The 24,640-nt window shown below is 44.3% G+C and carries 21 protein-coding genes and 1 riboswitch; of the genes, 8 read left to right on the top strand and 13 right to left on the bottom strand.

Annotated features, from left to right (window positions below; translation table 11 throughout):
* The first annotated feature begins 94 nt into the window (after nucleotides 1-94).
* A complete protein-coding gene (locus tag N4J56_RS13500; protein ID WP_317106924.1) occupies nucleotides 95-1,072 on the top strand; it encodes a ribokinase in 978 nt (325 codons plus the stop codon).
* Here the strand turns inward: N4J56_RS13500 and N4J56_RS13495 are convergent.
* The 6 genes from N4J56_RS13495 to N4J56_RS13470 form a co-directional block, all read right to left on the bottom strand.
* A complete protein-coding gene (locus tag N4J56_RS13495) occupies nucleotides 1,038-4,247 on the bottom strand; it encodes a PAS domain S-box protein (RefSeq protein WP_317106923.1) in 3,210 nt (1,069 codons plus the stop codon). The two genes, N4J56_RS13500 and N4J56_RS13495, sit on opposite strands and share 35 nt — an antisense overlap.
* Before the next feature lie 2 nt (nucleotides 4,248-4,249).
* Nucleotides 4,250-4,702, bottom strand: a complete 453-nt coding sequence (locus N4J56_RS13490) for a response regulator (protein WP_317106922.1) — start codon at nucleotides 4,700-4,702, stop codon at nucleotides 4,250-4,252.
* Nucleotides 4,703-4,846: 144 nt separating this feature from the next.
* The gene (locus tag N4J56_RS13485; RefSeq protein ID WP_317106921.1) at nucleotides 4,847-7,162 is read right to left on the bottom strand and encodes an ATP-binding protein; all 2,316 of its coding nucleotides are present in this window, start codon (nucleotides 7,160-7,162) and stop codon (nucleotides 4,847-4,849) included.
* 236 nt (nucleotides 7,163-7,398) lie between these two features.
* Nucleotides 7,399-8,469: a cobalamin biosynthesis protein CobW gene (gene cobW / locus N4J56_RS13480; RefSeq protein ID WP_317106920.1), complete on the bottom strand. Its 1,071-nt coding sequence runs from the start codon at nucleotides 8,467-8,469 to the stop codon at nucleotides 7,399-7,401.
* Between the two features lie 85 nt (nucleotides 8,470-8,554).
* Complete coding sequence (locus tag N4J56_RS13475) at nucleotides 8,555-8,824, bottom strand: hypothetical protein (protein WP_317106919.1); 270 nt, start codon at nucleotides 8,822-8,824, stop codon at nucleotides 8,555-8,557.
* Nucleotides 8,825-9,036: 212 nt separating this feature from the next.
* The gene (locus N4J56_RS13470; RefSeq protein WP_317106918.1) at nucleotides 9,037-9,705 is read right to left on the bottom strand and encodes a HupE/UreJ family protein; all 669 of its coding nucleotides are present in this window, start codon (nucleotides 9,703-9,705) and stop codon (nucleotides 9,037-9,039) included.
* Between the two features lie 21 nt (nucleotides 9,706-9,726).
* Nucleotides 9,727-9,941: riboswitch (cobalamin riboswitch) on the bottom strand.
* 189 nt (nucleotides 9,942-10,130) lie between these two features.
* Here N4J56_RS13470 and N4J56_RS13465 point away from each other — a divergent pair.
* Entirely contained in the window at nucleotides 10,131-10,325 is a 195-nt protein-coding gene (locus tag N4J56_RS13465) for a hypothetical protein (protein ID WP_317106917.1), read from the top strand.
* Nucleotides 10,326-10,332: 7 nt separating this feature from the next.
* Here N4J56_RS13465 and N4J56_RS13460 read toward each other — a convergent pair whose 3' ends face one another.
* Nucleotides 10,333-12,084 carry an ABC transporter ATP-binding protein gene (locus tag N4J56_RS13460; protein ID WP_317106916.1) on the bottom strand — a complete coding sequence of 584 codons (1,752 nt, stop codon included), beginning with the start codon at nucleotides 12,082-12,084 and terminating at the stop codon, nucleotides 10,333-10,335.
* Between N4J56_RS13460 and N4J56_RS13455 the strand changes: the two genes are divergently transcribed.
* Together N4J56_RS13455 and N4J56_RS13450 are read left to right on the top strand one after the other, a co-directional pair.
* Entirely contained in the window at nucleotides 12,076-12,408 is a 333-nt protein-coding gene (locus N4J56_RS13455; RefSeq protein WP_317106915.1) for a hypothetical protein, read from the top strand. The genes N4J56_RS13460 and N4J56_RS13455 overlap by 9 nt on opposite strands.
* Nucleotides 12,405-12,677, top strand: a complete 273-nt coding sequence (locus N4J56_RS13450) for a hypothetical protein (protein ID WP_317106914.1) — start codon at nucleotides 12,405-12,407, stop codon at nucleotides 12,675-12,677. The genes N4J56_RS13455 and N4J56_RS13450 overlap by 4 nt, the downstream gene beginning before the upstream one ends.
* 29 nt (nucleotides 12,678-12,706) lie before the next feature.
* Here the strand turns inward: N4J56_RS13450 and N4J56_RS13445 are convergent, their stop codons facing one another.
* On the bottom strand, nucleotides 12,707-13,966 hold the full coding sequence (locus N4J56_RS13445; RefSeq protein WP_317106913.1) for an MFS transporter: 1,260 nt from the start codon (nucleotides 13,964-13,966) through the stop codon (nucleotides 12,707-12,709).
* A 213-nt stretch (nucleotides 13,967-14,179) separates the two neighbouring features.
* Nucleotides 14,180-15,211 (bottom strand): phosphoribosylformylglycinamidine cyclo-ligase, encoded by a 1,032-nt coding sequence (gene purM, locus N4J56_RS13440; RefSeq protein WP_317106912.1) that lies wholly within the window; start codon nucleotides 15,209-15,211, stop codon nucleotides 14,180-14,182.
* 482 nt (nucleotides 15,212-15,693) lie between these two features.
* Between purM and N4J56_RS13435 the strand changes: the two genes are divergently transcribed.
* Both N4J56_RS13435 and N4J56_RS13430 read left to right on the top strand, forming a co-directional pair.
* Nucleotides 15,694-16,752 (top strand): septal ring lytic transglycosylase RlpA family protein, encoded by a 1,059-nt coding sequence (locus tag N4J56_RS13435; protein WP_317106911.1) that lies wholly within the window; start codon nucleotides 15,694-15,696, stop codon nucleotides 16,750-16,752.
* A 315-nt stretch (nucleotides 16,753-17,067) separates the two neighbouring features.
* Nucleotides 17,068-18,723, top strand: a complete 1,656-nt coding sequence (locus tag N4J56_RS13430; RefSeq protein ID WP_317106910.1) for a bifunctional pantoate--beta-alanine ligase/(d)CMP kinase — start codon at nucleotides 17,068-17,070, stop codon at nucleotides 18,721-18,723.
* Here the strand turns inward: N4J56_RS13430 and N4J56_RS13425 are convergent.
* Nucleotides 18,720-19,154, bottom strand: a complete 435-nt coding sequence (locus tag N4J56_RS13425; protein ID WP_317106909.1) for a retropepsin-like aspartic protease — start codon at nucleotides 19,152-19,154, stop codon at nucleotides 18,720-18,722. The genes N4J56_RS13430 and N4J56_RS13425 overlap by 4 nt on opposite strands.
* A gap of 647 nt (nucleotides 19,155-19,801) precedes the next feature.
* Between N4J56_RS13425 and petE the strand changes: the two genes are divergently transcribed.
* On the top strand, nucleotides 19,802-20,221 hold the full coding sequence (gene petE, locus N4J56_RS13420; RefSeq protein WP_015157412.1) for a plastocyanin: 420 nt from the start codon (nucleotides 19,802-19,804) through the stop codon (nucleotides 20,219-20,221).
* A 173-nt stretch (nucleotides 20,222-20,394) separates the two neighbouring features.
* Nucleotides 20,395-21,762 carry a cytochrome P450 gene (locus N4J56_RS13415; protein WP_317106908.1) on the top strand — a complete coding sequence of 456 codons (1,368 nt, stop codon included), beginning with the start codon at nucleotides 20,395-20,397 and terminating at the stop codon, nucleotides 21,760-21,762.
* 146 nt (nucleotides 21,763-21,908) lie between these two features.
* Here N4J56_RS13415 and N4J56_RS13410 read toward each other — a convergent pair whose 3' ends face one another.
* From N4J56_RS13410 to N4J56_RS13400, 3 genes are all read right to left on the bottom strand, one after another.
* The gene (locus N4J56_RS13410; protein ID WP_317106907.1) at nucleotides 21,909-23,387 is read right to left on the bottom strand and encodes a CoA-acylating methylmalonate-semialdehyde dehydrogenase; all 1,479 of its coding nucleotides are present in this window, start codon (nucleotides 23,385-23,387) and stop codon (nucleotides 21,909-21,911) included.
* A gap of 137 nt (nucleotides 23,388-23,524) precedes the next feature.
* Entirely contained in the window at nucleotides 23,525-23,980 is a 456-nt protein-coding gene (locus tag N4J56_RS13405; RefSeq protein ID WP_192160303.1) for an orange carotenoid protein N-terminal domain-containing protein, read from the bottom strand.
* Between the two features lie 239 nt (nucleotides 23,981-24,219).
* Nucleotides 24,220-24,603 (bottom strand): DUF423 domain-containing protein, encoded by a 384-nt coding sequence (locus tag N4J56_RS13400; RefSeq protein WP_317106906.1) that lies wholly within the window; start codon nucleotides 24,601-24,603, stop codon nucleotides 24,220-24,222.
* Nucleotides 24,604-24,640 lie beyond the last annotated feature (37 nt).

Below are 24,640 nucleotides of genomic sequence, written 5' to 3'. Positions count from 1 at the left end.
ACGAAGTTGTCTGGTGAACCCGCCCGTACGGTAGTAGGGTAAGAGATGAAAGGTAGATTTTGACCTTTGACTTTTGACTTTTGACTTTCTGCTCATGGTTGCAATCGTATTCGGTAGTATCAATATCGATCTAGTTAGCAAAACACCCAGATTACCTTTACCTGGGGAAACATTGACGGGACATAGTTTTGCTACCGCACCCGGGGGAAAAGGCGCAAATCAAGCAGTTGCGATCGCCAAATTGGGCGTTCCCTCATACATGGTAGGGCGTGTTGGCGGAGATAATTTCGGTCGGGAATTATTAGCAAGTTTGCAAGCGGCACGAGTACAGACTGAGAATGTATTGGTGGATGAAAGTATCAGTTCTGGAGTCGCTGCGATCGCAGTTGATGACAATGGGGAAAACCAAATTATCATAACTCCTGGGGCAAATGGACGAGTCGATGAGACAGATGTAGAACGTCTCCAGAGTGTGTTAAAAATCCTCCCTAGCCCTTCCCAAAGGGAGGGAACAAGTAGCCCCCCTTCCCAAGGGGGGTTGGGGGGATCGATCCTACTCCTCCAACTAGAAATTCCTCTCAGTGCTGTTATTGCAGCTGCCCAAGTTGCAAAAGCAGCCGGAATTCAAGTCATTCTCGATCCTGCACCAGCCCAAAATTTACCAGACGAACTTTATCCCTTAATTGATATCATTACCCCAAACGAAACAGAAGCAGGGCGATTAGTTGGTTTTACTGTAGATGGACGAGAAGCTGCAACCGAAGCAGCGCGGGCTTTGTTACAAAAAGGTGTGGGTAACGCGATCGTCAAACTTGGTGCTAAGGGTGTCGTCTGTGCTACTCAAGCAGAAACATTTTTTACCTCAGCCTTTTCCATCAGGGCTGTAGACACGGTAGCCGCAGGAGATGCCTTCAATGGTGGTTTAGCTGCGGCACTAGTAGAAGGATTACCTTTAAGACAAGCAGTAGTATGGGGTGCAGCGGCGGGCGCTTTAGCTGCAACCAAGCCAGGGGCGCAGTCTGCAATGTGCGATCGCCCTACTTTGGAGGCATTAATGGTAACTGGATCGTAAACGTTGCCCCGTGTCCTACACCAAGACTTGCAGCGTGAAGCGTACCACCATGCAATTCTACTATGTGACGGGCGATCGCCAATCCCAGTCCCAATCCTCCTTGCTTATTAGGACTCTGGGCTTGACGAAAGCGATCGAAGACGTGGGGTAAAAACTCAGGACTAATACCATTGCCCGTGTCGATAACTTGAATTTGGGCGTATTGTGGGGAGTTGGGAGTGAGAGAGTGGGAGTCGGGAAAGAGTGGTGAGTGGTGAGTGGTGAGTGGTTTTTCTCCCCCAGCTCCCCCAGCTCTCTTCTCCCCAGCTCCCTCCTGCTCCCTGCTCCCTGCTAATGACAGCCAGATTTCGATCCTGCCACCTTCTGGGGTGAATTTAATTGCGTTTGAGAGTAAATTATCCAAGACTTGTTGCAAGCGATCGCGATCGCCAGAAACAATAATTCCGACTTCTGAATTTTGAATTCCGAATTCCAAATGAATCTTCTTGGTGTTCGCAACAGGAAAGGTAGTTTCAACCAACTCTGCTACAAGGGAAACTAAATCGAACTGACTCTCTTGGAGTTCTAGTTTGCCGCGAATCATGCGCGACACGTCTAACAGATCTTCGAGCAATTTTGCTTGAGATTGAGCGTTACGTTCGATCGCGTCTAAGGCGCGGGCAGCGGTTTCAGCATTCACCTGACGAGTCCTCAGCAGTTTTGCCCAACCCAGAATCGCATTCAGGGGAGAGCGCAAATCGTGAGACACCATTGCCACAAACTCATCTTTAGCACGGTTAGCGGCTTCAGCTTCTCTCTGTGCTTGCTGAGCTAGTTCCAGCATACGAGCGTTTTCTACTTCGCTGTGTTTGCAATCGGTAATATCTAAATCGACTCCTGTCATGCGGACGGCTTTACCCGTTCGATCGTAGAAAACCTGTCCTTTGCTCTGCGCCCAACGAACTGTACCATTAGGAAAAACAACTCGAAATTCGATGTTGTAGTCTGCTCCAATATTGACGGCGCTGTCAATTGCCTCTAGCACGCGATCGCGATCTTCTGGGTGCAGTCGCGATTCAAACATTTCGTAAGAACCGTCAAACTCCCCTGGAGCTAAGCCAAACATGGCTTCCATGTTGTCAGACCAAGTGATGCTACCAGTTAAAATGTCCCAATCCCAACTTCCCATCTGAGTTGCGGCAAAAGCCAGCCGCAATCGTTCTTCACTGTTGCGCAGGGCAATCTCGGCTCGTTTGCGATCGCTGAGATCTACGATAAAGGCAATATGTTCTTCTGACTCACCTTGCAAGCGCGTAGCACTAATTAAAATTGGTAGGCGCGTCCCATCTTTGCGAATAACTTCTTTCTCTATTGCTTTGATGCTGCCAGTCAATTCTAGCTGCTCCATTGCCTGCCGATCTATCTCGGCATACTCTGGCGGACTCATATCCCGCCAACTCAGTTTAGAATTGCGAAACTCGTCGCGGGTATAACCCAGCATCGACAACAGCGTATCGTTCATCTCTAAAACATCACCATTAGATGAACCAAAGCCAATGCCAATTTGAGATGTTTCCAGCGTGCGTTGGATACGTTCTTGACTGCGACGTAGTTCTATCTCTACCTGCTTGCGTGCGGTAATGTCTTGAGCCGTACCGAGAATTTGCTGAACCGAACCATCGCTGTTTCTGGCAAACACGCTTTCTCGACTGCACAGCCACCGCCATTCACCGTTAGCGTGCTGCATTCGGTACTCGAATTCCAGCACTTCACGATCTCCAGCCCCATCGAATCTTTGTAAGTGTGCGGGCAATAAAGCAAGATCTTCAGGGTGCATCAGGCTTTGCAATCCTACCGTTCCAAGTTGGCAAATTGCTTCTGGCGTATACCCAAGTACTTCAGTAACTTGTCGATTTATATAGATATTCCGCCGCTCTTTTAAATCGTGAATATATAAAATGTCAGGAATAGTCACGGCAATTTGCTCGATCAAATGCCGAGTCTCTCGCAATGTCATTTCTGCTTGCTTGCGATCGCTGATATCGCGTTGAATAGCGACAAAATGAGTGTACTGCCCTGCGGCATCAGCGATAGGTGTAATGCTAATCTCTACCCAAAATTCCGAGCCATCCTTACAATAATTAATCAGTTCTTCTTGTACTGGCTTTTTGGCTTGTAAGGCATCCCGAATACGCTTGAGTGCTGCTTTATCGGTTTTAGCACCTTGGAGAAAACGCGGCGATCTGCCTACAACTTCTTCACAGGTATAGCCAGTTAAGTCAGTGAATGCTTGATTGACATATACGATTCGCGGTCCTGGCTCCTCTAAAGGAGCGATCGCGGTTATTATGACGGCATCGTTAGCATTGACAACGACAGATTCTAGTAATCGCAAACGTTCTTCAGAGCGTTTGCGATCGGTGATATCTCGCCAGGAAGCCACAAAATCATCGCCCAATTTATTTGCTCGGATATCAAAGGCTCTGGTTAAATATTCTTGGTTAAATCTATCCGAGTAAATTAAGTCTTCTTTTGTCAGAGGTGCGCCTGTCTCTACCACCCGACAATATTCATTAAATAATCCACTCTCCCGATGAGAAGGCAAAATTTCACAGAGTTTTTTACCAATTTGTTCTGCTGCTGTCATGCGGTTATTAGTACAAGCTGCCGCATTCACGTACTCGACAATAAAATCTACAATTTTACCCGATTCATCACGCAGGCATTTGTAGATGCCAAAGCAATCGAGCATGTTTTCAATTGAAGTGCGAAATCTGTCTTCGCTTTGTTCTAATTGCTGTTGTAGGCGATCGCGCTCTAAAATATTATGAATTGCTAAACGAAGATTTTCTGACGTAGTTTTTCCTTTTACCAAATAGTCAGATGCACCGCTTTTCATTGCTTGCACGGCAACATCTTCATTTCCTCGTCCCGTCAGCATAATTACAGGTAATTGCATTTTACCGAATTGAGTTTTCAACTCGCATAAAAACTCAATACCGTCAATATCAGGGAGGTGAAAGTCTAACAAAATAGCATCTGGCTGTACTAGTTTGCATACTTCTAGTCCATTCTCACCATAATCTGTTTCTAAAAATGTGTAATGGTAGCGATCGTCAGTAAGTAAGAAGCGACGGTATGTTTCTCGATCTTCAGGGGAATCATCAACGATGAGAACTGTTCTCTCAAGACTCATCACTACCTCCTACTATTAGGTAGAATCACAACTTCAAACCAGTATTGAATGAGAATTTGAATCGTATGCATTAATTTTTTCACATCCATTGGTTTAATGATGTAGCCATTCACGCCATAGCGATAACAAACCTCCACGTCTTTTGGGTTGGAAGATGTTGTAAATACTACAATAGGAATTATTTTTAACTCCTCGTCTTGCTCGATCTGTTCCAGTACTTCCCTTCCATCTGTACCTGGTAGATTTAAGTCAAGAACAATAAAGGCTGGACGGATTACTTGCTCTAGATCGGCGTACTCGCCATCATGATATAAGTAGTCTAATGCATCGTCACCATCACTACAGCGATGAATAGGAGTGGTAACAGATAACTTCCGCATTATCCGCCAGAAAGCTTCAAAATCTTCATCGCTATCTTCAATTAACAGCAATGGTTGGGTCGATATACTAGCCATACGCTCAACTTGAGTTGCTAATTTTAAAGAAGTGACCATTATTTCGTACCATTTTTACCATTTTGAATTTGGGGTTTTAAAATTTGGGTTGTAGGATCGGGTAGGGTACGTTAGCGTAGGGTAACGCACCCTACTAAAAGAGTATTAATCGGGCAATGTAAAATAAAACGTACTACCTTCTCCATAAGTTGATTCCACCCAAATTTTCCCGCCATGACGCTCTACAATTTTCTTGGCAATAGTTAAACCAGCGCCAGTTCCACCACCATATCGATTCGGTGCATGTAATCGCTTAAATATGCGGAAAATCGTCTCTAAATGTTTTTCTCTAATTCCAATACCGTTATCTCTAACATAGAAAACAAAGTAATTCCTTTGGCTATCATTAGAGTTGCTTTCAGATTCTAAATAGCCGATTTCTACAGATTTATCTTCTTTGTTATTGTATTTAATTGCATTGCTAATGAGATTGCTAAAAACTTCACTAACTTGGACGAGATCGCATTCAATAGTTGGTAAAGATCGAGCAATGCGAATATTAGCTCTATTTTCTTTCAAGCTAATATTTAGTACATCAACAACATTACTAACTAATTCATTTAAATTCGTTTTTTGTAACGAAAGTTCGATTCTTCCTAGCCGCGAGAAGTGAAGTAGAGATTCAATCAAATCCTCCATTCGCTGCGTCAAACGTACCAAAGTTTGTAGTTTAAGCGCGCCGTCTTCATTCAGAATATCTGCATAATCTTCAAGTAAAAAGCTGGAGTAGTTATGAATCCCTCGTAGCGGTTCTTTTAAATCGTGGGAAGCAATATATGCAAAGGCATCGAGTTCGCTATTACTCCGTTCCAATTCAATATTAATTCGTGCTAGTTCCGCTGCTTTACGCAGCACAATACCCACAATTGCACTTCTCAGTTCTACTGCTACATCAATTTCGCATTGTTGCCAAGGTAGAGATTCTAATTTTACTGTTTCTTGCCACAATTCAAAAGATTTACGCGGGGATAGGCGCAAGCTTCCATCCTGTCGTACCTCAACTGGTTTATGAGGATTACCACCCCAATTAACAGTTTGAATGACTTCAGGACGAAACCAAAGAATGTAGTCATTTTGACTTTTGGAGATAGCCGTTGCTAACAAACCACTCGCACTATCTTTAAATTTTGTCGCTGGTTGATAGACTTTTGGCAGCGAGTCCGTGCAGTATACGTCATTATTAATTTGAGGTTCGAGCCATTGAATTAATTCTTGAATTTCTGTTTCACTGGGTGTTTTACCAACTAGCCATACCTTACTGTCTGCACAAATAGCAGCTCCCTCGCTAGCAGTCAACTCTAATAAATTGATTCGATCTTGGAGTAAACTCTCAACAAAATTTTCGTCTTGAGGAATAATTTCAACAAATTTTGATAAAATTGAATTGAGTTTAATCTTGTAGTCCATGCCTTCATTATCTTCTTTGGCAGCCAGTTCCAAAGACATGACTTGACCCAAAAATTCGCAAGCCGTACGGACTTCACAAGTGAGATAATTAGCTGCGGAATGATGGCAGGCAATCAATCCCCATAATTTTTTATTCTTAATCAAAGAAATGGACATAGAAGCGCCGACTCCCATATTTTTCAAATACTCAATATGGATGGGAGAAACGCTACGTAAAACACTAAGACTCAAATCCAAAGTCTTATTGTTATCTAAATCGGTAGAAATAATTTCTACAGGTTGGTAATTGACATCGGGAACGAGTCGGAGAAGATTTAGGATATAAAGACGCTTGGCTTGCTTAGGAATATCGGAAGCAGGGTAGTGCAAGCCAAGATAAGAATTCAAATCTTCGCGTTTATCTTCCGCTATAACCGTGCCAGCACCTTCAGAATTAAAACGATAAACCATGACGCGATCGAAGTTAGTCAGTTTTCTGACTTCTTTCACAACAATTTGGCACATCTCTGCTAAAGTATGTACCTTTTGCATCCGATCGATCGGGTTTTTGACTAAATGATAAAAATCAAAAAAGTCTCTACTTTTATTCGTTCTTCTTGGCTCTAGTTCTAGAACCAGTAAATTATCTATATTGCGATGAATGATCCCATCAAAAACTAGAGTTTTGTTTTGAGTTTTTATGGCTATTTTTAAGGGGTTTACACTATCAAATTCCTGCAATAAACATTGTTTTATCGAATTAATATGCTTTAAATTAAGTAATTTACTTAATGGTTTATCTAGTAATTCTTGAGCTGAAACTTTAATGATATCGGAAACATTCTTGCTAACTTGTACAACGATTAAGTCAGGTTCTTGTAGGACAAAAAGTACACCGTGAGGCTGGATAGAACCAGGAATATGAATCGGTTCGCGATCGCAATTCGTCAAATCAACCGTTTCGGCGATCGTCAACTCCTCCGACTGTGAAGCACTGGCGTTATTTCGATCTAGCGATTGTAATGACCAATCCATACAATTCAACCTGATAGTTAGGCTGCTACAATCCCATACTATAGGATTATTTCTATAGGTATAGAGTAATAGCTCAGCTTATTGTATCATCCCCTATACAATGGTTATTTAGGATACAAAATTAAGATATTCTTAATTCTTTTAACTATAGATAAATCGTTATTGTTCTTGAAGATTGGACGAAATATATGGTCTGTTAGGGTGGATCGATCGCACACCCTAACAAGAGTGCAATTTTAGCCTGGTAAAGTTACTAATTGAGATTCAATTGTAGTAGGATTGAGACTGCGACCGATAAAAACCAATCGGGTTTGCGGCATTTCTTCAGGTTGCCACAAGCGATCGTAAAATTGGTCAAATCGCGTCCCCACGCCTTGTAAAACTAGACGCATTGGTTTATTTGCAACAGCGACAAAACCTTTAATCCGATAAATATCTTGTTCTTTTGCTAATACTTGCAACTGGTTTTGTAAAGCATTAGGTTCAAATGTGCGATTTAACACAACATGGGTTGAAGTAATTTCTTCTTCGTGTTCGTGGTCTTCTTCCGTGTCGTGATGGCTAGGACGATTGGACAAATCATCTTCAGCCGCAGCTTGAAAACCCAACAAAATTGTAGGATCGATTTGACCGCGATCGCTTGTTACCATTTTTACCTGTCGCGGTAGTTCTTGTTGCACCAACTTTAAAACTTCGGCTTGGGTTGTTGCATCAATTAAGTCAGTTTTATTCAATACCACTAAATCTGCACAAGCCAACTGGTCTTCAAATAATTCCTGTAATGGGGTTTCGTGTTCTAAACTCTCATCTGCCTGTCTTTGCAACTCAATCGCCTGCGGATTGCTAGCAAACGTTCCTGCGGCAACAGCAGCACAATCTACCACCGTCACCACTGCATCCACCGTAGCAGCATTGCGGATCTCGTGCCAGCGAAAAGCTTTCACCAATGGTTTTGGTAAAGCTAACCCAGAAGTTTCGATCGTAATGCAATCTATACTATCTCGGCGTTTTAATAACTCCAGCATCGTCGGCAAGAATTCCTCTTGTACCGTACAGCACAGACAACCATTTGTTAATTCCACAATCTGAGGCAAATCTTCCGTTCCGACTCCCAAATTGTCGCTTGTCTCTTCTGGACAAACCTGGCAAGATTTCAATAATTCCCCATCTATCCCCAACTCGCCAAACTCATTGACTAAAACAGCAATGCGCCGTCCCTGATTATTTTGCAACAAATGACGCATGAGAGTTGTTTTGCCGCTGCCTAAGAAACCAGTAACGACTGTAACGGGAATTTTTGTAGCCATTGGATTCTAATTGAAATTAGTCTGCGATCGACAAACAGCATTGTCTCACAAGTATTGAGGGAGTGGGGAGTGAGAGTAGTAGTTATTATTTTTTGCGTTGCAGCAATTTCGCGATCGCTTCTCGATGAGATACTTCTGATGCATCCGGTTCCACTACAATGAGATCGGGATCGTTCATTATCCGTCGAGATTGTTCTTGCAAAATTTGCTGTTCTAGTGCAGTTAACTCACTATTGCTTAGAGAACTTAGGTCAATCCAAGGTTCCATAATACGTTCTCCCTTCTGAAATAACGATCGCAATAATTTCAACCCCATCATTCTGCCTACCTCTAATGTGAATGGAGTTGGTTCCAAGTTCTGTTGTGGTGCTAATCGCTGTTAGCCTCATCTCTTGCATAGTTTTAATAACTGACAATACCACTTTATCTTGTTTTGAAAGATCCATTCAGACAGATGTTAAGAAACACGTAAATGTAGTAGACTCCCAGGGTCAGTTTATGGTATGGCTGAAATCCCTGGAGTTCTATTTTGGCAGTTGTATTGAGTGCTGGGTGACTACTTAACTTTTAACCCATCACCGAGGAAGTCAAGAACACTACACCGATCGCGCAGATTGCTAAACCAGATAATCTTAACCAAGCAGGACTAGAGTTAGCAGATTTCTGTAATGCTAAATTCCCTGCTAAAAAGGCAACTAAAGCAACACCATATTGGATTAGAGTAAAACCCAACAAGTAGGCAAATAGAGGAAACATTTGCGCCCCGATAATCGACTCTCCGTAAGCGTAACCGTGAAATAATCCCGCGATCGCCCCTAATCCTAATATTACCAACCAGTGAGGACGATTGCGCCACAACAGCATTGCCCCAAAGATAATTACAGAAACTGCGATCGCGACCTCAGCCGCAGGTAAATCGATTTGGAAGACGTGAATAAGTGTTCCCAACATCGCCGCCACGACAAACCCAGCCGGAATTAAAGCACCACGCCGTTGTCCGACTGCAAGTAATCCAATTGCCACGACAAAAGCGAAATGATCTAAACCAATAACAGGGTGCGCTAATCCTGACAAGAAACCTTCAAATAAATTTACTGGAGTCTTGCCACCGATCGCGTGATGGGCATAAGCTGGTCGGGGTATGGCAAAAAATGCGATCGTCAAAGCAATTGCAATTGCTCCTAGACAGCGCAGAGATTGCTGCAAAATTTTAGACATCAAATCTTTAGACATCATCCGTACCTCGCGAAGGATGTGAGTTAAACAATTTCTATCGGTGGGTATTCTGACTCATGCGGGAGTCGGGAATCGGAAACAAGTCGTAAGTCGTAAGTCGTAAGTGACAAAACAACTACCAATTACCAACTACCAACTACCAATCACAGTTGCGGGACAGCGCCGGACTTGCACCGAACTTTCCCCGTTGCCTCTAGCAGCTGTTCCCTGCTAGAACCGACTCGATTGAGGAGATTATCATACCACCAGATCGCATCCTTAGAGAGAGGCGAAACTGTTCTTAATTTTGCTCAACTAAAAAATTGGGTAGAAAGGCAAAATTATCTAGCTATGACCGAGCGTTGAAAAAAGCTACTAGAAATGAAGATACTATACTGTTGCTATTAGCATAAAACTTGCACTAAACAGCAATTAAATTGAAAGAAATGGAAGACTCTCAATTCGTTATTTTCATCATCTTTGGATGTATCTGGGTTGTGATGGGAACCGCGGGTGTAATTGCATTGCTAAAATCTGACGGTCAAGAGATTCGCTTTGGTAAATGGGGGCTGTTAGTTGCTCTACCAATTGTTATCCCCATCGTCATTGCACTTGCTTTTGGCGCGTTCTACTACAACTAGTTCCGGTTTACTGCAAAATCTCTTGTAATTGGTGCTGGTTCCACAAATTTTGATATAACCCTGGTTGTTGAACTAGTTCTTCATGCGTGCCAGATTGGACGATCGCACCTCGATCCATCACCAAAATCCGATCGGTAGTAGCCGCAGCTGATAGTTGATGAGAGATAAATATCACAGTTTTGCGATCGGTTCCTGTGGAAAGATTATCTAAAATCGCTGTTGCAGTTTGATTGTCAACGCTGGATAAGGCATCGTCTAAAATTAGTACCGGAGCATCGACAAGCAAAGCTCTAGCAAGCGCTGTACGCTGTCTTTGTCCACCGGAAAGGGTAATCCCTCGTTCGCCCACAATTGTTTCGTATTGCTGCGGAAAATTGAGAATTTCAGGGTGGATCTGAGCTTGCTTGGCGCAATATTCTACATCAGATTGTTCTGCGAGCGGATCGCCATATCGAATATTATTTTTAATCGTGGTACTGAAGAGAAAACTATCTTGTGGTACGTAGGCGATCGCGCGGCGTAAATCTTTCAATGTAATTTGAGTAATATCTTGCCCATCTAAAAATAATTGTCCTGGGTCAATTTCTAAAAGATGAGGCAAAGCATTTGCTAATGTCGATTTCCCCGCACCAATTGGTCCTACAATTGCGACTGTCTCTCCTGGCTGAATGGAAAAGCTGACATTTTGTAATGATGGTGTACTAGAACCACCATATGTATAGCTCAAATTGCGTGCTGTTAACTCTCCTTTTATCTCTTCTTTTGGTAATGAAATCGCGTCAGGTTTATCGTAAATCTGAGGTTTGACAGCCAGAATAGATTCTACGCGATCGATACTGACTTCTCCTCTTTGATAAGCTGTAATTGTAAACCCAAGTAAAGCGGTGGGAAAAACGAGCCTTTCGACATAAAGTATGAGTGCGATAAAATCACCAACACTTAAAGTCCCAGTAGCAATTCGTCCCGCTCCAAACCACAATAATAAGAGCAGGCTAACATAAGAAAAACCTCCAACTAGGGGAAACAAAGTATTACGAGTTTTGGCGAGTTTTAAATTTGCCCCTAATAACCTAGAATTATTTTGCCGAAAAGCTAGGCGTTCGTTTGTTTCTTGAGCGTAGATTTTAATTAATGCCATCCCGCTCATATCTTCTTGAATTAATTCGCTCAGGTCAGACAGTTCCTCTTGAACTTCTGCTTGTTCGTTACGGAGGCGATCGCTAAATAACTGTACCACGATCAACATCACCGGATAAATTGCTACAGCAGCAAGAGTCAGTTCGACATTAATTTGCAACATGAAAGGTAGCGTCAACGCATAAGCAAAGATCGTGTTGACAATACTCAGTACAGCAAAACCCACCAACCGCCGAATATTTTCGACATCACTCGTAGCGCGGTTGATCAAATCTCCCGCTGTATTTGTGTTGAAATAGGTAGGTTCCAGCTTCAAAAGATGTTGAAATAGCTTTTGTTTCAAGTCAAATTCAACTTGTCGTCCCGCACCAAACAGGGCAATCCGCGATACCATGCGGATTACCCACATGACAGAACTCAAAACAATTATCAATCCGACAAACTGTAAGACTTGCTCGAACCTAAATTCTCCCTGAAGTCGCTCGATAATGTCGCGAATTAATAGTGGAATGTATACCCCGACGGCGTTAACTACAAATAAAGCCACAACCCCTATGAGAACTTGTTTCCAGTGGGGACGCAGGTAACTGAGGAGTTTAGAAAAGCGAGAACGTTGAGCCATGACCGCCGCGTGAAGGACTTTGCTGATTCTAGAATTATTGCAGTTATAGTTGTCTTCTGGCTGTTGGGGGAAGTTGGACTAAGCAAGCGGCTTAACAGTGTAAAATCCCTAGAAGCAATCTGTCAGCATAAAATTAGAGTGGAGCCTACAGAAGCCCAATATCTCATTCTGAATGCGCTGGAAACGCTAGAGCTACTACAAAGAAGGGTTTACGATCCAGAACAAGGCTTTTGGATAATTGAAACGCCTAGTTCCGTGTTACCAATCGCTTTTTTGCTACCAAATGGTGAAATCGTTCCTATTACATGGTTTTTAGAGTCATGAAATCTACAGAAACAGAAAAACAGCAGTACGCACGGGTTAAAGAATTGCTGGACATATCTCACCAACGTTATTTAGCAGCAGGAGGGGAACCAAAACGCACTCATAGTGGTCTTCCTGGTGAAGATTTTCTCACAGCAGTAGAAAGGGAAGAGTTAGTAAAATTAATGCGACTGCTAGCTGGTACTCGTGTAATTGCTGATGAAGTTCACTGTCAAGGACGGGTTTGGAAAGTACCTGTACTTGAAGCAAAAAATGAAAATCTGCCATGAATAATCAACAGACTGAACATTCTTCAATACTAAGGCGATTTCGATCGCAACCGATATGGAACTTCCTGCCAGAATAGCTTAATTGCGATCGCGCCACTAATTAACTGAATGCCACCAAAAACAGCCAGCGATACTCCAAAGCCAAACCGCAGCAATTCTCCAAATATCAAGCTGCCAATACCAAATCCAGTAAACAAGACAAACACTTTCAGTCCCATTGTTTGACCTAAACTATTGCTATCTCCCAGATCGGTTACGATCCCCACAAATAAAGGTTGCGTCAGGTCGTACCCTAAAGACAAGACAAGAACTGCGATCGTCGTTCCAATGGGAGGAATCTCAAAAATCATCGCAATTCCCGCTAAGGCTGCCATAATTAATCCTGCCGGAATTAGCCAACGCCGTCCCCAACGATCCACGGCTCGACCAATTAAGGAACTCAGCAGCAACCCAGGAATACCATAGCCGAGAATAGTCAGACCAATGCTCAATGCATCCATGTTGTAGCGTTGCGACAAGTACAACCCCAGCCAGGTATACACGCCAGAGTGGTAGATGCCGTTCCATAAAACATAGGCATAAGTTCGTTTGCCGCGAAAACTGCTTAAGATCTGGCTGTATCCCCGAAACACCTGACGAATCGTCGGTAATTTTTCTACTTTGGCTGTATCGAATAAAGCACCATAACGATGCAGCCGCCAAAGTACTAAAGCAGCGAAAACAGCCGTCCCAATAAACAGCGATCGCCACCCAACAAATGGTTCGAGAATCGCGCCACCCGCAGAACCCGCCGCCATTCCTCCTTCCATAGCTGCGAAAACAAGCCCTAATTTACTACCTCGCTGGTCGAATGGAAACAAATCGCCAATCAAGGCAAACGTGAGTGGAATCACTCCACTAGCTCCCAGTCCTGTCAGCAGTCGCCAAATTACCATTTGCGAAGCTGTTTGAGCTGTTGCAGTCAAAGCCGTGCAGATGACAAAAATAATCAGCGAGATGCGAATCACCGACCATCTGCCAAATCGATCTGACAGCACCCCGTAGAACAATGCCATCAGCGCGTAAGCCAACATGTAGGCTGGAACGATAATGCCAATTTCTTGAACTGGAACGTTAAAGACTTCTGCCAAACGCGGAATCAGGGGGGCGATCGTATATCCTTGCAGAAAAATTAGACCCGCAGCCAGCGAAAGTAAGGCAAACAGACGGTTATGCTGCTTTAAACGAATTGTGCGATCGGCTGCTTCTGCGTGAGGTAAATGCTCAAGCTGTTCTTTGCGGTTTGACATTGGTTTTGAGTATTTCAACTCACTGCCCACTCTAAATGTCTAGATGCTAAAAACTTAGTATCTAGCTTGGAGAGTCAAAGCCAGAAATTGGCAGGGCAATGATTGTCACAAAAGTTAAAGTTTCATGACAATTATGTTATCATCGCTCGCTTTTCTATCTTGAAAATTTCAGTCTTGAGGCATACCCTCAACTACTTTTCCATCTTCAGAATTTCAGCCTTTAGGTATACCCTCAACGGTTCCACTACCAGCAATAACCTCTCCAATTGCAAACGCCTCGACATCCTGAGAGTCAAACCACCGCAGCGTCTCTTCTACAGCTTGGGGAGGAACGATCGCCACGTAGCCAATCCCCATATTAAAAGTATTGAACATCTCCTTCTGACTTACTCCACCAACTTTCGCCAGCCACTGAAAGACTAGGGGAATTGTCCAACTTTTCGCATCCACGCGAATCGATTGCCCTGCACCCAGACAACGAGGTAAATTTTCCGGTATTCCTCCACCCGTAATATGTGCCATCGCGTGAATTTCGATCCCAGATGCGATCGCCCCCAGCACGGACTTGACATAAATCCGCGTTGGTGTTAAAAAAACTTCTCCCAAACTTTGACCGGAAAACTCTTCTGGGCGATCGCTCCAAGCATATCCCCCCACCTCAACAATTTTCCGCACCAAGCTGTAACCGTTACTGTGAACACCTTGACTGGCAAGCGCGATCGCCACATCCCCTATTTGTACCCTAGAACCATCGAGCAACTTGCTCTTGTCGACAATTCCAACACAAAAACCCGCCAGATCGTACTCTCCTGCCTGATAAAAACCAGGCATTTCAGCGGTTTCACCCCCCAACAGCGCACACCCCGCCTTTTGACATCCTAAACTGATGCCGCTAACTACCTGTGTCAGTTGCTCCGAGTTGAGCTTTCCCGTTGCTAAATAATCCAAGAAAAACAGCGGTTCTGCTCCAGAAGTCAGTACATCATTCACGCACATCGCCACTAAATCGATTCCTACCGTGTCGTGACGGTTGAGCGCGTGAGAAAGTTTCAATTTTGTGCCGACTCCATCTGTCCCAGAGACTAAAACTGGCTCCGTGTAACCGCTAGGGAGTTGAAAATAACCTCCGAAACCTCCCAATCCCCCAATCACTTCTGGGCGATGGGTGCGATGCACTAGCTGGCGAATGCCTTCAACAAATGCTCTACCAGCTTCAACATTAACCCCTGCTGCTCGATAATCCATGCTGCCAGTTTCCTCAATGCGGCAGATAGCTCCGCTTCACGCATCAGCATTTTATCTTAATTTTGCTGCGCGACAGCATTAGCATTCTACGTGTTGCTTGAGTGCGATCGCTTGTTTAAATATCGCTTTATAGCTAAAAAGTTAAGTTTTAAACCAATATTTATTTACTTTTCCTCTTTTTAAGTATTTTAAGTAATATTAAGTTTATTAAAAATAAATTTACTCGTTAGAGACACAGAAACGCTGAATTTCCCTCTCTGCAAAGATGTTATGCATCGCTTTACAAAAACTTTTTATTAAAATTCACAATTTCCCCTTGACATTACCGATCCTCAATGCAAAAACTTCGTGATAGTCTGTTGCAGTTGAAACTTCAACATAAAAGCGTAATGAGTACGAGTTGGTGGGTTAATTTGAGACCATTCAGTGGTATACCCACACAGCTCTTGCCGAAGTCGAGGAGTGCAATTCACAACGGAAGCATGAAAAAGCAAATTCTATTAACAACCGTTGCTCTGCTTACTACTGCCGTAGGCGTACCCCTGTCATGTTATGCAGAATCGCTGAATGCAGATTCTTCAAGAGATAACAGACAGGAGATCTCCTCAGCAGTGCAGGCTCAACCGCAGAATGTTGAGAAAGTAGGCGAAACCCAGTCCAGAGGCGAATCTAAAGCTAAAGAAGCCACAATCGCCAGAATACAACCCCACGAAAGGGGCGATCGCCAAGCAGTGACGCTGTACGTGCGTAACATACCCGTACTGACATTTTTAGGCGACAAACAGACAGCAAACGCTACCAAAGTCGGACAAACCCAAAGTGCCGAAAATGCTGCTGACAAATCAACTCAAGTAGCAACCACAGGCAAATTACCCAGCGTCGAGCAAACTTCAGCAAAGAACGCTCCCATTTGGCAAGCAGCAGCAGTAGCAGCTAGACTCAACCAAATGAGTGCAGATGGTGTCGATGCCAGCAAGATTACGGTCAAATGGAAAGAGAGTGGCAAATCTAATGCCCAGAAAGCATCAGAACGCTACGAGATTGCAATTGACGGCAAAAAACTGGTAGCAGTTGATGCGGATACCAGACTACCAGAACAGAACAAGAAAAAACTATCAGACGAGGCATTACAAGCCACTAACCGCTTGCGGCGACTCTTAGGGAATGCTCCGCCCCTCAAAGAAGTGGCAGGAATGCCAGAACCCAAGCGATCGCAGCCACAAAATATTGCTTTCGCACCAGTGCGCGCCGTCCTGAATGGAGTTGCCTCTTGGTACGGTCCTGGTTTTCACGGAAATCGCACGGCTAACGGCGAAACTTACAACCAAAATGCCCTTACCGCTGCTCACAAAAGCTTACCCTTTGGGACACGGGTACGAGTCACCCACACGGGAACGGGTCGTTCAATTGTAGTCCGCATCAACGATCGCGGTCCCTACATTGGCGGTCGCATTATCGACCTCTCCGCCGCCGCCGCTCGCGTCCTCGGTATGGCTGGCGCGGGTGTCGCCCCCGTGCGAGTTGAAGTCTTGGGAAGATAGGAGCGAGGAGTGAGGAGTGAGGAGTGAGAGAAGGAGGACAAGGGAGACAAGGGGGACAAGGGAGAGAAGAGAGCGCAAGGTCGCTGAGGAAGCAAAAACAAGTCACAAGTCACAATTCAACCCTACACCCTGATAGCGCCAGTTGCTTCAACGGCGGGCGACGAAGTCCGCGATAGCGCCACCTCCGCACCGCAGTGGCTCCCCTACACCCTACACCCACACTCTACACCCCTCCCCTTACTCCTCACTCCTCACCCCTCTTCCGATCCTGCTCTACAATAGGGTGTGGTTGGAATAAAACAGAGGGGGGTATTGGTGCGCCTGTTTGCAACAGTTGCAGCGTTACGCTGTTACTTAAGCGTGTTGAAAGCAGAAGCTAGGCGAAATCTAGCCGCTTCAGCTGAGATTAGCGTCGGTTTAGTTCCGACGATGGGTGCTTTACACGCCGGACATTTAAGCTTGATGCAACGGGCGCGGCAGGAAAATGACTTTGTAGTGGTCAGTATTTTTGTCAACCCACTGCAATTCGGACCTACAGAAGATTATCAACAATATCCGCGCCAACTAGAGAGCGATCGCCAACTCTGCGATCGAGCTGGCGTTGACGTTATCTTTGCTCCCACTGCCGAGGATCTGGGGATTGGGGAGAGAGTAGAGGGAGACAAGGGAGACAAGGGAGACAAGGGAGACAAGGGAGACAAGGGAGTAATTACCAACTACCAACTACCAATTACCAATTACCAACTAACTCAAATCATCCCACCCGAAGAAATGACCTCAGTACTGTGCGGTAAATCGCGTCCAGGGCATTTTCAGGGTGTGGCGACGATCGTGACTAAATTGTTAAATATTGTCCAGCCGAGCCGAGCATATTTTGGTCAGAAAGACGGACAGCAGTTAGCCATTATTCGGCGGTTGGTACGAGATCTAAGTTTGCCGGTTGAGATTGTTGGCTGTCCTACAGTGCGGGAAGCATCGGGCTTGGCAATGAGTTCTCGCAATCAGTATTTAACTCTAGAACAAAGAGAACGAGCATCATATATATATCGCAGTTTGCAGCACGCTCAAGCAGCTTTTATTGCCGGAAAGCGCGATCGCCAAACTTTATTAACAACTGTAGAGCAAGTACTTGCGCTAGCTGAGGGAGTGGCAGTAGAGTATCTGGAGTTAGTACATCCTGATACGTTACGACCAGTGAACAGAGTAGAGGAAGCAGGCACGATCGCGGTTGCCGCACGAGTAGGAACGACGCGGTTAATCGACAATATAATTTTGCGCGATCGCCAGCCGATTGTCGCCATTGATGGTCCGGCAGGAGTCGGCAAATCAACTGTATCGCGGTCGGTAGCGCGGGAGTTGGGGTTAGTCTACCTCGATACGGGAGCTATGTACCGCGCCTTAACGTGGTTGGTTTTAGAGTCGGGAATTTCAGTCACGGATCGGTGTGCGATCGCGGAATTAGCAAATCGGTGCGAAATTCAATTAGCTGCTAGCGTAGATGCAGCACAACCCGTAAGAGTTTGGATTAACGATCGCGAAGTGACTTCAGTGATTCGCAGTTTGGATGTCACGGCAAATGTATCTGCGATCGCGGCAATTCCAGAAGTGCGGCAAGTCTTAGTCAAGCAGCAGCAGCAGTGGGGACAAAAAGGCGGCTTGGTGGCGGAAGGACGAGACATCGGCACGCAGGTTTTTCCCGATGCCGACCTGAAAATTTTCTTGACGGCTTCCGTGCAAGAAAGAGCTAAACGGCGACAGCAAGACTTTTTAGCTCAAGGACAACCGGAGGTGAGCTTGGAACAACTAGAACGGGATATTGCCGCGCGAGATTGGCAGGATAGCAATCGCGAGGTTGCACCATTGAAAAAAGCTGCTGAGGCAGTTGAGATTATTACTGATGGTAAGAGTATTACTCAGGTCATTGCAGAAATTGTCTTGCAATACGACCGAGTTTTTGCGAGAACCGATTAACGCGGCTGAAATTCCACCACATCTCGCCTAATTACTACGTCATAATCTTCAAAGAAGTTCTGTCCCAATAGTGGATCTCCTTCCGTAATCGAAACTTTTGGTTCGCGAACCATAGCCTTGCCAACGCTCATCGAAGCTACCTGTCCAATGGGGAATTCTACAATATCGCCATTGGCAATTTGTGCTTGGTGCATACCAATTGGAACGACTCCTAACGCCTGCGCCATCTCAGTTGTGATGGTGGTTTGAGAAGCTCCCGTGTCTAAAAACATCTCAAATTTTTGTTGACCGTTAAAAGTTACGTCAATAACTGGTATTCCACTTTCGCGGCGCTTGATTTTTGCTTGAAATTCGCTAGCGTGAGCCGAAATTCTTTTTGGTTGACCGCAAACGGTAGATAAGTCGATTGTCTGCCCAGTAGAATCAAGCATAAAACACCCATCTGCTTCTTAAGCGATCGCGGTTGTCTGAAATAGAGCGATTCCAGCAAGGGGAAGAAACAGCCTCAGTAATTGTTTCATATATTGTCAAATAGAAATTTTAGATAAAGCTGACCAAATAAGTCGTAAGTCATAACTCGTAACTCGTAAGTTAAGAAACAGGAATGGTGCAAGTCCCCGATCCACGCTCTGGATCGCAAAACAATGCGTAGCATCGAGCTTTCAATCCTCTGAGTTCGATCGTGGATTATTACTGATGATGCTATGCGGCTAAAAACTTACGACTTATGAAAATAAAGTGGCTACTTATAGTTCTAGGAGCGCATCTTTATTTATTAAAATAAGCTTAAAATTTTGGAAATTCTTCCGTGTTTCTGCTAAGTCAATTATGAAGATATAACAGATTTGGAAAAAGCTGTGGCTTCGGGTTTCACCTATTGAACCCAAAAGCACAGGCGATCGCCTCACAGCAACCACCTCACAGCAACCAGTTATGGGCTACTTCCGACTGCTGACTTCTGCCTTTCTCCGTATGTCGTGAGAGTGAGAATAAATTAGCTAGAAAGAGAATGAAGAATTAACATCCATAGTTGATAAAATTAAGTATGACAAATTGTCAAACCTGTTTGGAGAAGGTCATGAAACTATTTGCTGCAACTTTGCGGCGCTTGGGTTTAGCTGTTTTAACAATCGTTTTGGTTGCTAGTAGCTTTGCATTCTTTTCTGCCCCTGCCGCTGCTGAAACTTTTCAAGTTAAGTTAGGTACAGATAAAGGGATGCTGGCGTTTGAGCCATCCAAGCTGACTGTAAAGCCAGGGGACACCATTGAGTTCGTAAACAACAAAGTGCCTCCCCACAACGTTGTCTTCGATACAGCTGGTACTCCTAACAAGAGTGCGGATTTGGCAAAATCCTTGTCCCACAAGCAACTACTGATGACCCCAGGTCAATCAGTCTCAACCACTATTCCCGCTGATGCTCCTGCTGGGGACTACACATTCTACTGCGAACCTCATCGTGGTGCTGGAATGATTGGTAAAGTTACGGTTGCTAGCTAGAAAGATAGCTACATCCTACTGGGAATAACCGAGCCATCTATCTATCGTATAACAAGCCAAATGCCTCAGAGAGTCACCACCAATGACTTTCGAGGCATTTAAACTATGCAGCGTTCGCAAAATTGCTTAAAGTCGCTCAAAATGAAAAAGAACTTAGCATAGGAACTACAAAAATGACGCTGCCACCAGGTGCAAATAGTTCTGGGTTGTTGAGATATTGGCGCACGTATAAGGCGATTTTTCATCCTTTGAAGTTATTTGAGGATGATACTAAGCACTATGGAGAGATTTATCGGATCGGTCAGCGATCGCCTACAATAGTTATCAGCAATCCCCAGGCGGTTAAAGAAATTTTTACCGCTCCACCAGAACGATTTGATGTCGGTAGAGCAAATGCAAGCCTAAGCTTTCTGTTGGGAGACAACTCGCTAATTTTAATGGATGGAGAAGCTCACCAGCAGCGACGACGATTGTTAATGCCTTCTTTTCATAGCGAGTATCTACAATCTTACAGCCAAATGATTTGGGAGATTACCGAACAGGTAACAAGTCGATGGCAAATTGGCAAGCCAATTAGAGTTCGGCTCTACACGCAAGAAATCACCCTACGAGTCATTCTACAAGTTGTTTTTGGATTAGAATCTCAGAGTAAAAGATCCGATCGACTCAGAAGGCTACTGAGCGAGATGCTCGACACGATTAGTTCTCCTCTCAGTTCTAGCTTGCTCTTTTTTCAATTTCTACAAAAAGATTGGGGATCTCTGAGTCCTTGGGGACATTTTTTACGTTTGAGACAACAAATTAAACAACTCTTGTATGAAGAAATTCGCTGCCGTCGAGAACAAAATAATTTAGATGGCAACGATATTCTAACTATGTTGATGTTAGCAAAAGACGAATCGGGAGCATCGCTAACTGATGAAGAACTGCACGATGAGTTAATGACTTTACTAATTGCCGGACACGAAACTACTGCTTCTGCATTAGTTTGGGCATTGTATTGGATTCATTACCTACCAGAAGTTCGTGAGAAGTTGCTTAAAGAACTCGATGCCGATCGTGAAACTAACAAAATTGAAATTGTTAAATTGCCCTATTTAGGAGCAGTTGTATCGGAAACACTGCGAATTTATCCGATTGTATTTGGTAGTTTCGCCAGAATTGCAAAGTCATCAATGGAGTTGATGGGATATCAGTTTGAGCCAGAAACGGCTTTTGTAGCTCTGACCTATGCCATCCATCATCGTGAAGATTTATATCCTCAAGCGCAGCTTTTTCGCCCAGAACGTTTTCTAGAAAGACAGTATTCTCCTCATGAATTTCTGCCTTTTGGTGGAGGTAATCGTCGTTGTTTGGGAGCAGCTCTAGCGCTAATGGAAATGAAGCTAGTTGTAGCACAGATTTTGTCTCAATACAATTTAGAATTGAGCAGCGATCGCCAGCTCAAACCCGTGCGACGTGGGCTAACTATGGCTCCTCCCGGCAATTTTCAAATGTTAGTCAGCGATCGCAAAATCCACAAAATTCCAACTCTAGTTTAATTGGCGTGACAGGGACATTTTGCCTTTGATATTTCACTTTTGACTTGGGTACGGGCGGGTTTATTAGACGACTGGAACTACGACAAATATTTTTGATAAACCCGCCCCGACAATTTTTGACTTTTGACTTTTAACTTTTGACTTTTTCAAAACTGTCTCGACCAATTTTGTCGCCAGCGCTCTACAACAACTTTAGTCTGGGTGAAAAATTCAACTGCATGGTGTCCCTGTCCGTGCAAGTCCCCAAAAAAGCTTTCCTTCCAACCACTGAAGGGAAAAAATGCCATCGGTGCGGCAACACCAATGTTAATTCCGATATTACCGACTTCTGCTTCGTAGCGAAATTTTCGTGCAGCTGCGCCAGAGGAGGTAAATAGGCAAGCCATGTTACCATACTGACCGCTATTAATAAATTGAATCGCCGCTTCTATGCTGTCGAGATGAATGAGTCCTAAAACGGGACCAAAAATTTCAGTACGGGCGATCGCACCTGCTGGATCGATATCTTGTAAAATTGTTGGTTTAATAAAATAACCGTCAGGATGATCGGAAATTAGCGATTCTCGACCGTCTACGAGTGGTTTCGCGCCTGCGGCGATGCCTTGTTCTACTAAGTGCTTAATTCTCGACTGACTTTCAGCCGTAATTACGGGTCCCATCTGCACGCCTGAATCTAAACCGTAACCGACAACGCGGGAAGTCGCAGCTTGGGCGATCGCCTCTGTAAAGATTTTTCCTGCTTCTCCTACCGTTACTGCCAAGGAAGCCGCTAAACAGCGTTGTCCCGCACAACCGAAAGCACTATCGGCAACAATCCGAGTTGTCATTTCTATGTCTGCATCCGGCAACACGATGACTGGATTTTTTGCTCCTCCTTGACATTGGGCGCGTTTGCCGTTGGCGGTGGCACGACTGTATACGTATCGAGCCACAGGTGTGGAACCGACAAAACTAATCGCCCGAATCGCTGAATGATCTAAAATTGCATCGACAACTTCTTTTGCACCGTTAACTAAATTGACAACACCTTTCGGCAATCCCGTTTGTTCTATCAGGCGCATGACTTTTTGCATCGTCAGCGGGACTTTCTCCGAAGGTTTGATGATATAGGTATTACCACAAGCGATCGCATAGGGTAAAAACCAAAACGGAATCATTCCAGGGAAATTAAACGGTGCAATAACTGCGGCAACTCCTACAGGTTGGCGGATAACAAATTCGTCAATCCCTTTAGCAATATCTTCCGAGTACTGTCCCTGTATTAAAATTGGGATGCCGCAGGCAACTTCCACATTCTCAATTGCTCGACGCAATTCCCCTTTTGACTCTTCTAGAGTCTTGCCACATTCTTGGGTAATTGTCCGAGCTATGTCTTCAAAATTTTCGTCTAATAGAGCTTTGAGTTTAAATAAGTATTGGATGCGCTCCGTGGCTGGAGTGCGTCGCCAGCTACTAAAAGCGCTAGCAGCTGCGGTAGCGGCTCGATCTACGTCTGCGGATGTCCCCAAGGGAACTTGAGCGAGTAACTCAGTTGTGGCAGGATTGACGACTTTTAAATATTCAGTTGCACTAGAGTCGCACCACTCACCGTTAATGTAGTTTTGGAGAATTGCAGCGAAACTCATAGTTATTACCTATAATCATTACCTGGTTATTACCTGCGATCGCTCAACCATATTCTCTCACTTCGAGCGGCAATTGCAATTAGGGGCGTACAGCTGTACGCCCCTACTTTTATTATCGTGTTGAAAATGGCGATCGCTTATTTAGCACCCATCTCGACAACGGCACTACGCATGAAATTAAGCCGCTGCTCAAATTCAAGCTGTTTGATTTGCTCTACAAACTCATTTGTTTCTGCGGGTAGTTCGTAATCAGATGGCACGCCAATAATTCTACCGTCTTCCATCCCTTGTGCTAAGCGCAACCAAAGATCTAATTTGCCACTAGAAGCCAAAGCACTGTAGGCACGGCTAAGATCTGTGTCAGCACGATTAACAATATCGCGCTGTGCTTGCAGCTGTTCTTCTTGTGACAGTGCAACAAATTGATCGAACACTGCTGCTGCGGTATCCTGTGTGGAAGTCTCGTTTGCAGGTGTTAGTTTATCTTTAAGATCGAGATACCCAAACCACAACAATCCAAGTTGAGTATCGGCATCATAACGGCTAAACTGCTCTAGCGATCGCTTTGTGCTTTCATCAGTCGCGTAAGTCATAAAACTCTCCGATTGCAATAATTGCTGCTTGCTAGCTGACGAGGTAAACTTTTGTAACCTCTCTCATAGTTTTAGTGCAACGATCGCGTCACTTAACCTTGCTAGAGATAGATATGGAGGTTTCAACTTACGACAGATGAATTTGTCATTCTACTACTCACTATTCACTGGTACAGGCGGTTTTAACCACAGAATTATCGTTCTAGATTCGGTATCCTCCACAAATCTGCCCCTACGACTCACTTATTATTTAAGGCAGCGATCGTTAATGCACCCCACCCAGCAATAAAAGCTGCTCCTCCTAGTGGAGTAATTGCACCGATGACCTTAATTCCTGTTAAACTTAATGCGTACAAACTGCCAGAAAAAAGTAGAATTCCAATCATAAAATTCCATCCAGCAGCTATTAATACAGGCTGAGAGAATTGTCCGTCACTAATTTTAATTAATAAACCTACTAGTAAAAGTGCTAGAGCGTGATACATTTGATACTTAGCACCAGTTTCAAAAATTTCTAGCGATCGCTCAGTTAATTTTTCTTTTAGAGCATGAGCGCCAAAGGCTCCTACACCAACAGATAAACCACCAAATATAGCAGCGATCGCTAGAAAGAATTGACCCATCAGCCAATAACCTATATTCCAGACTTTCTTATTATTT

It is taken from the genome of Chroococcidiopsis sp. SAG 2025 (assembly GCF_032860985.1).
In the GTDB taxonomy this organism is placed as follows: Bacteria; Cyanobacteriota; Cyanobacteriia; order Cyanobacteriales; family Chroococcidiopsidaceae; genus Chroococcidiopsis.
This window is presented reverse-complemented; position numbering and strand designations above follow the sequence as displayed.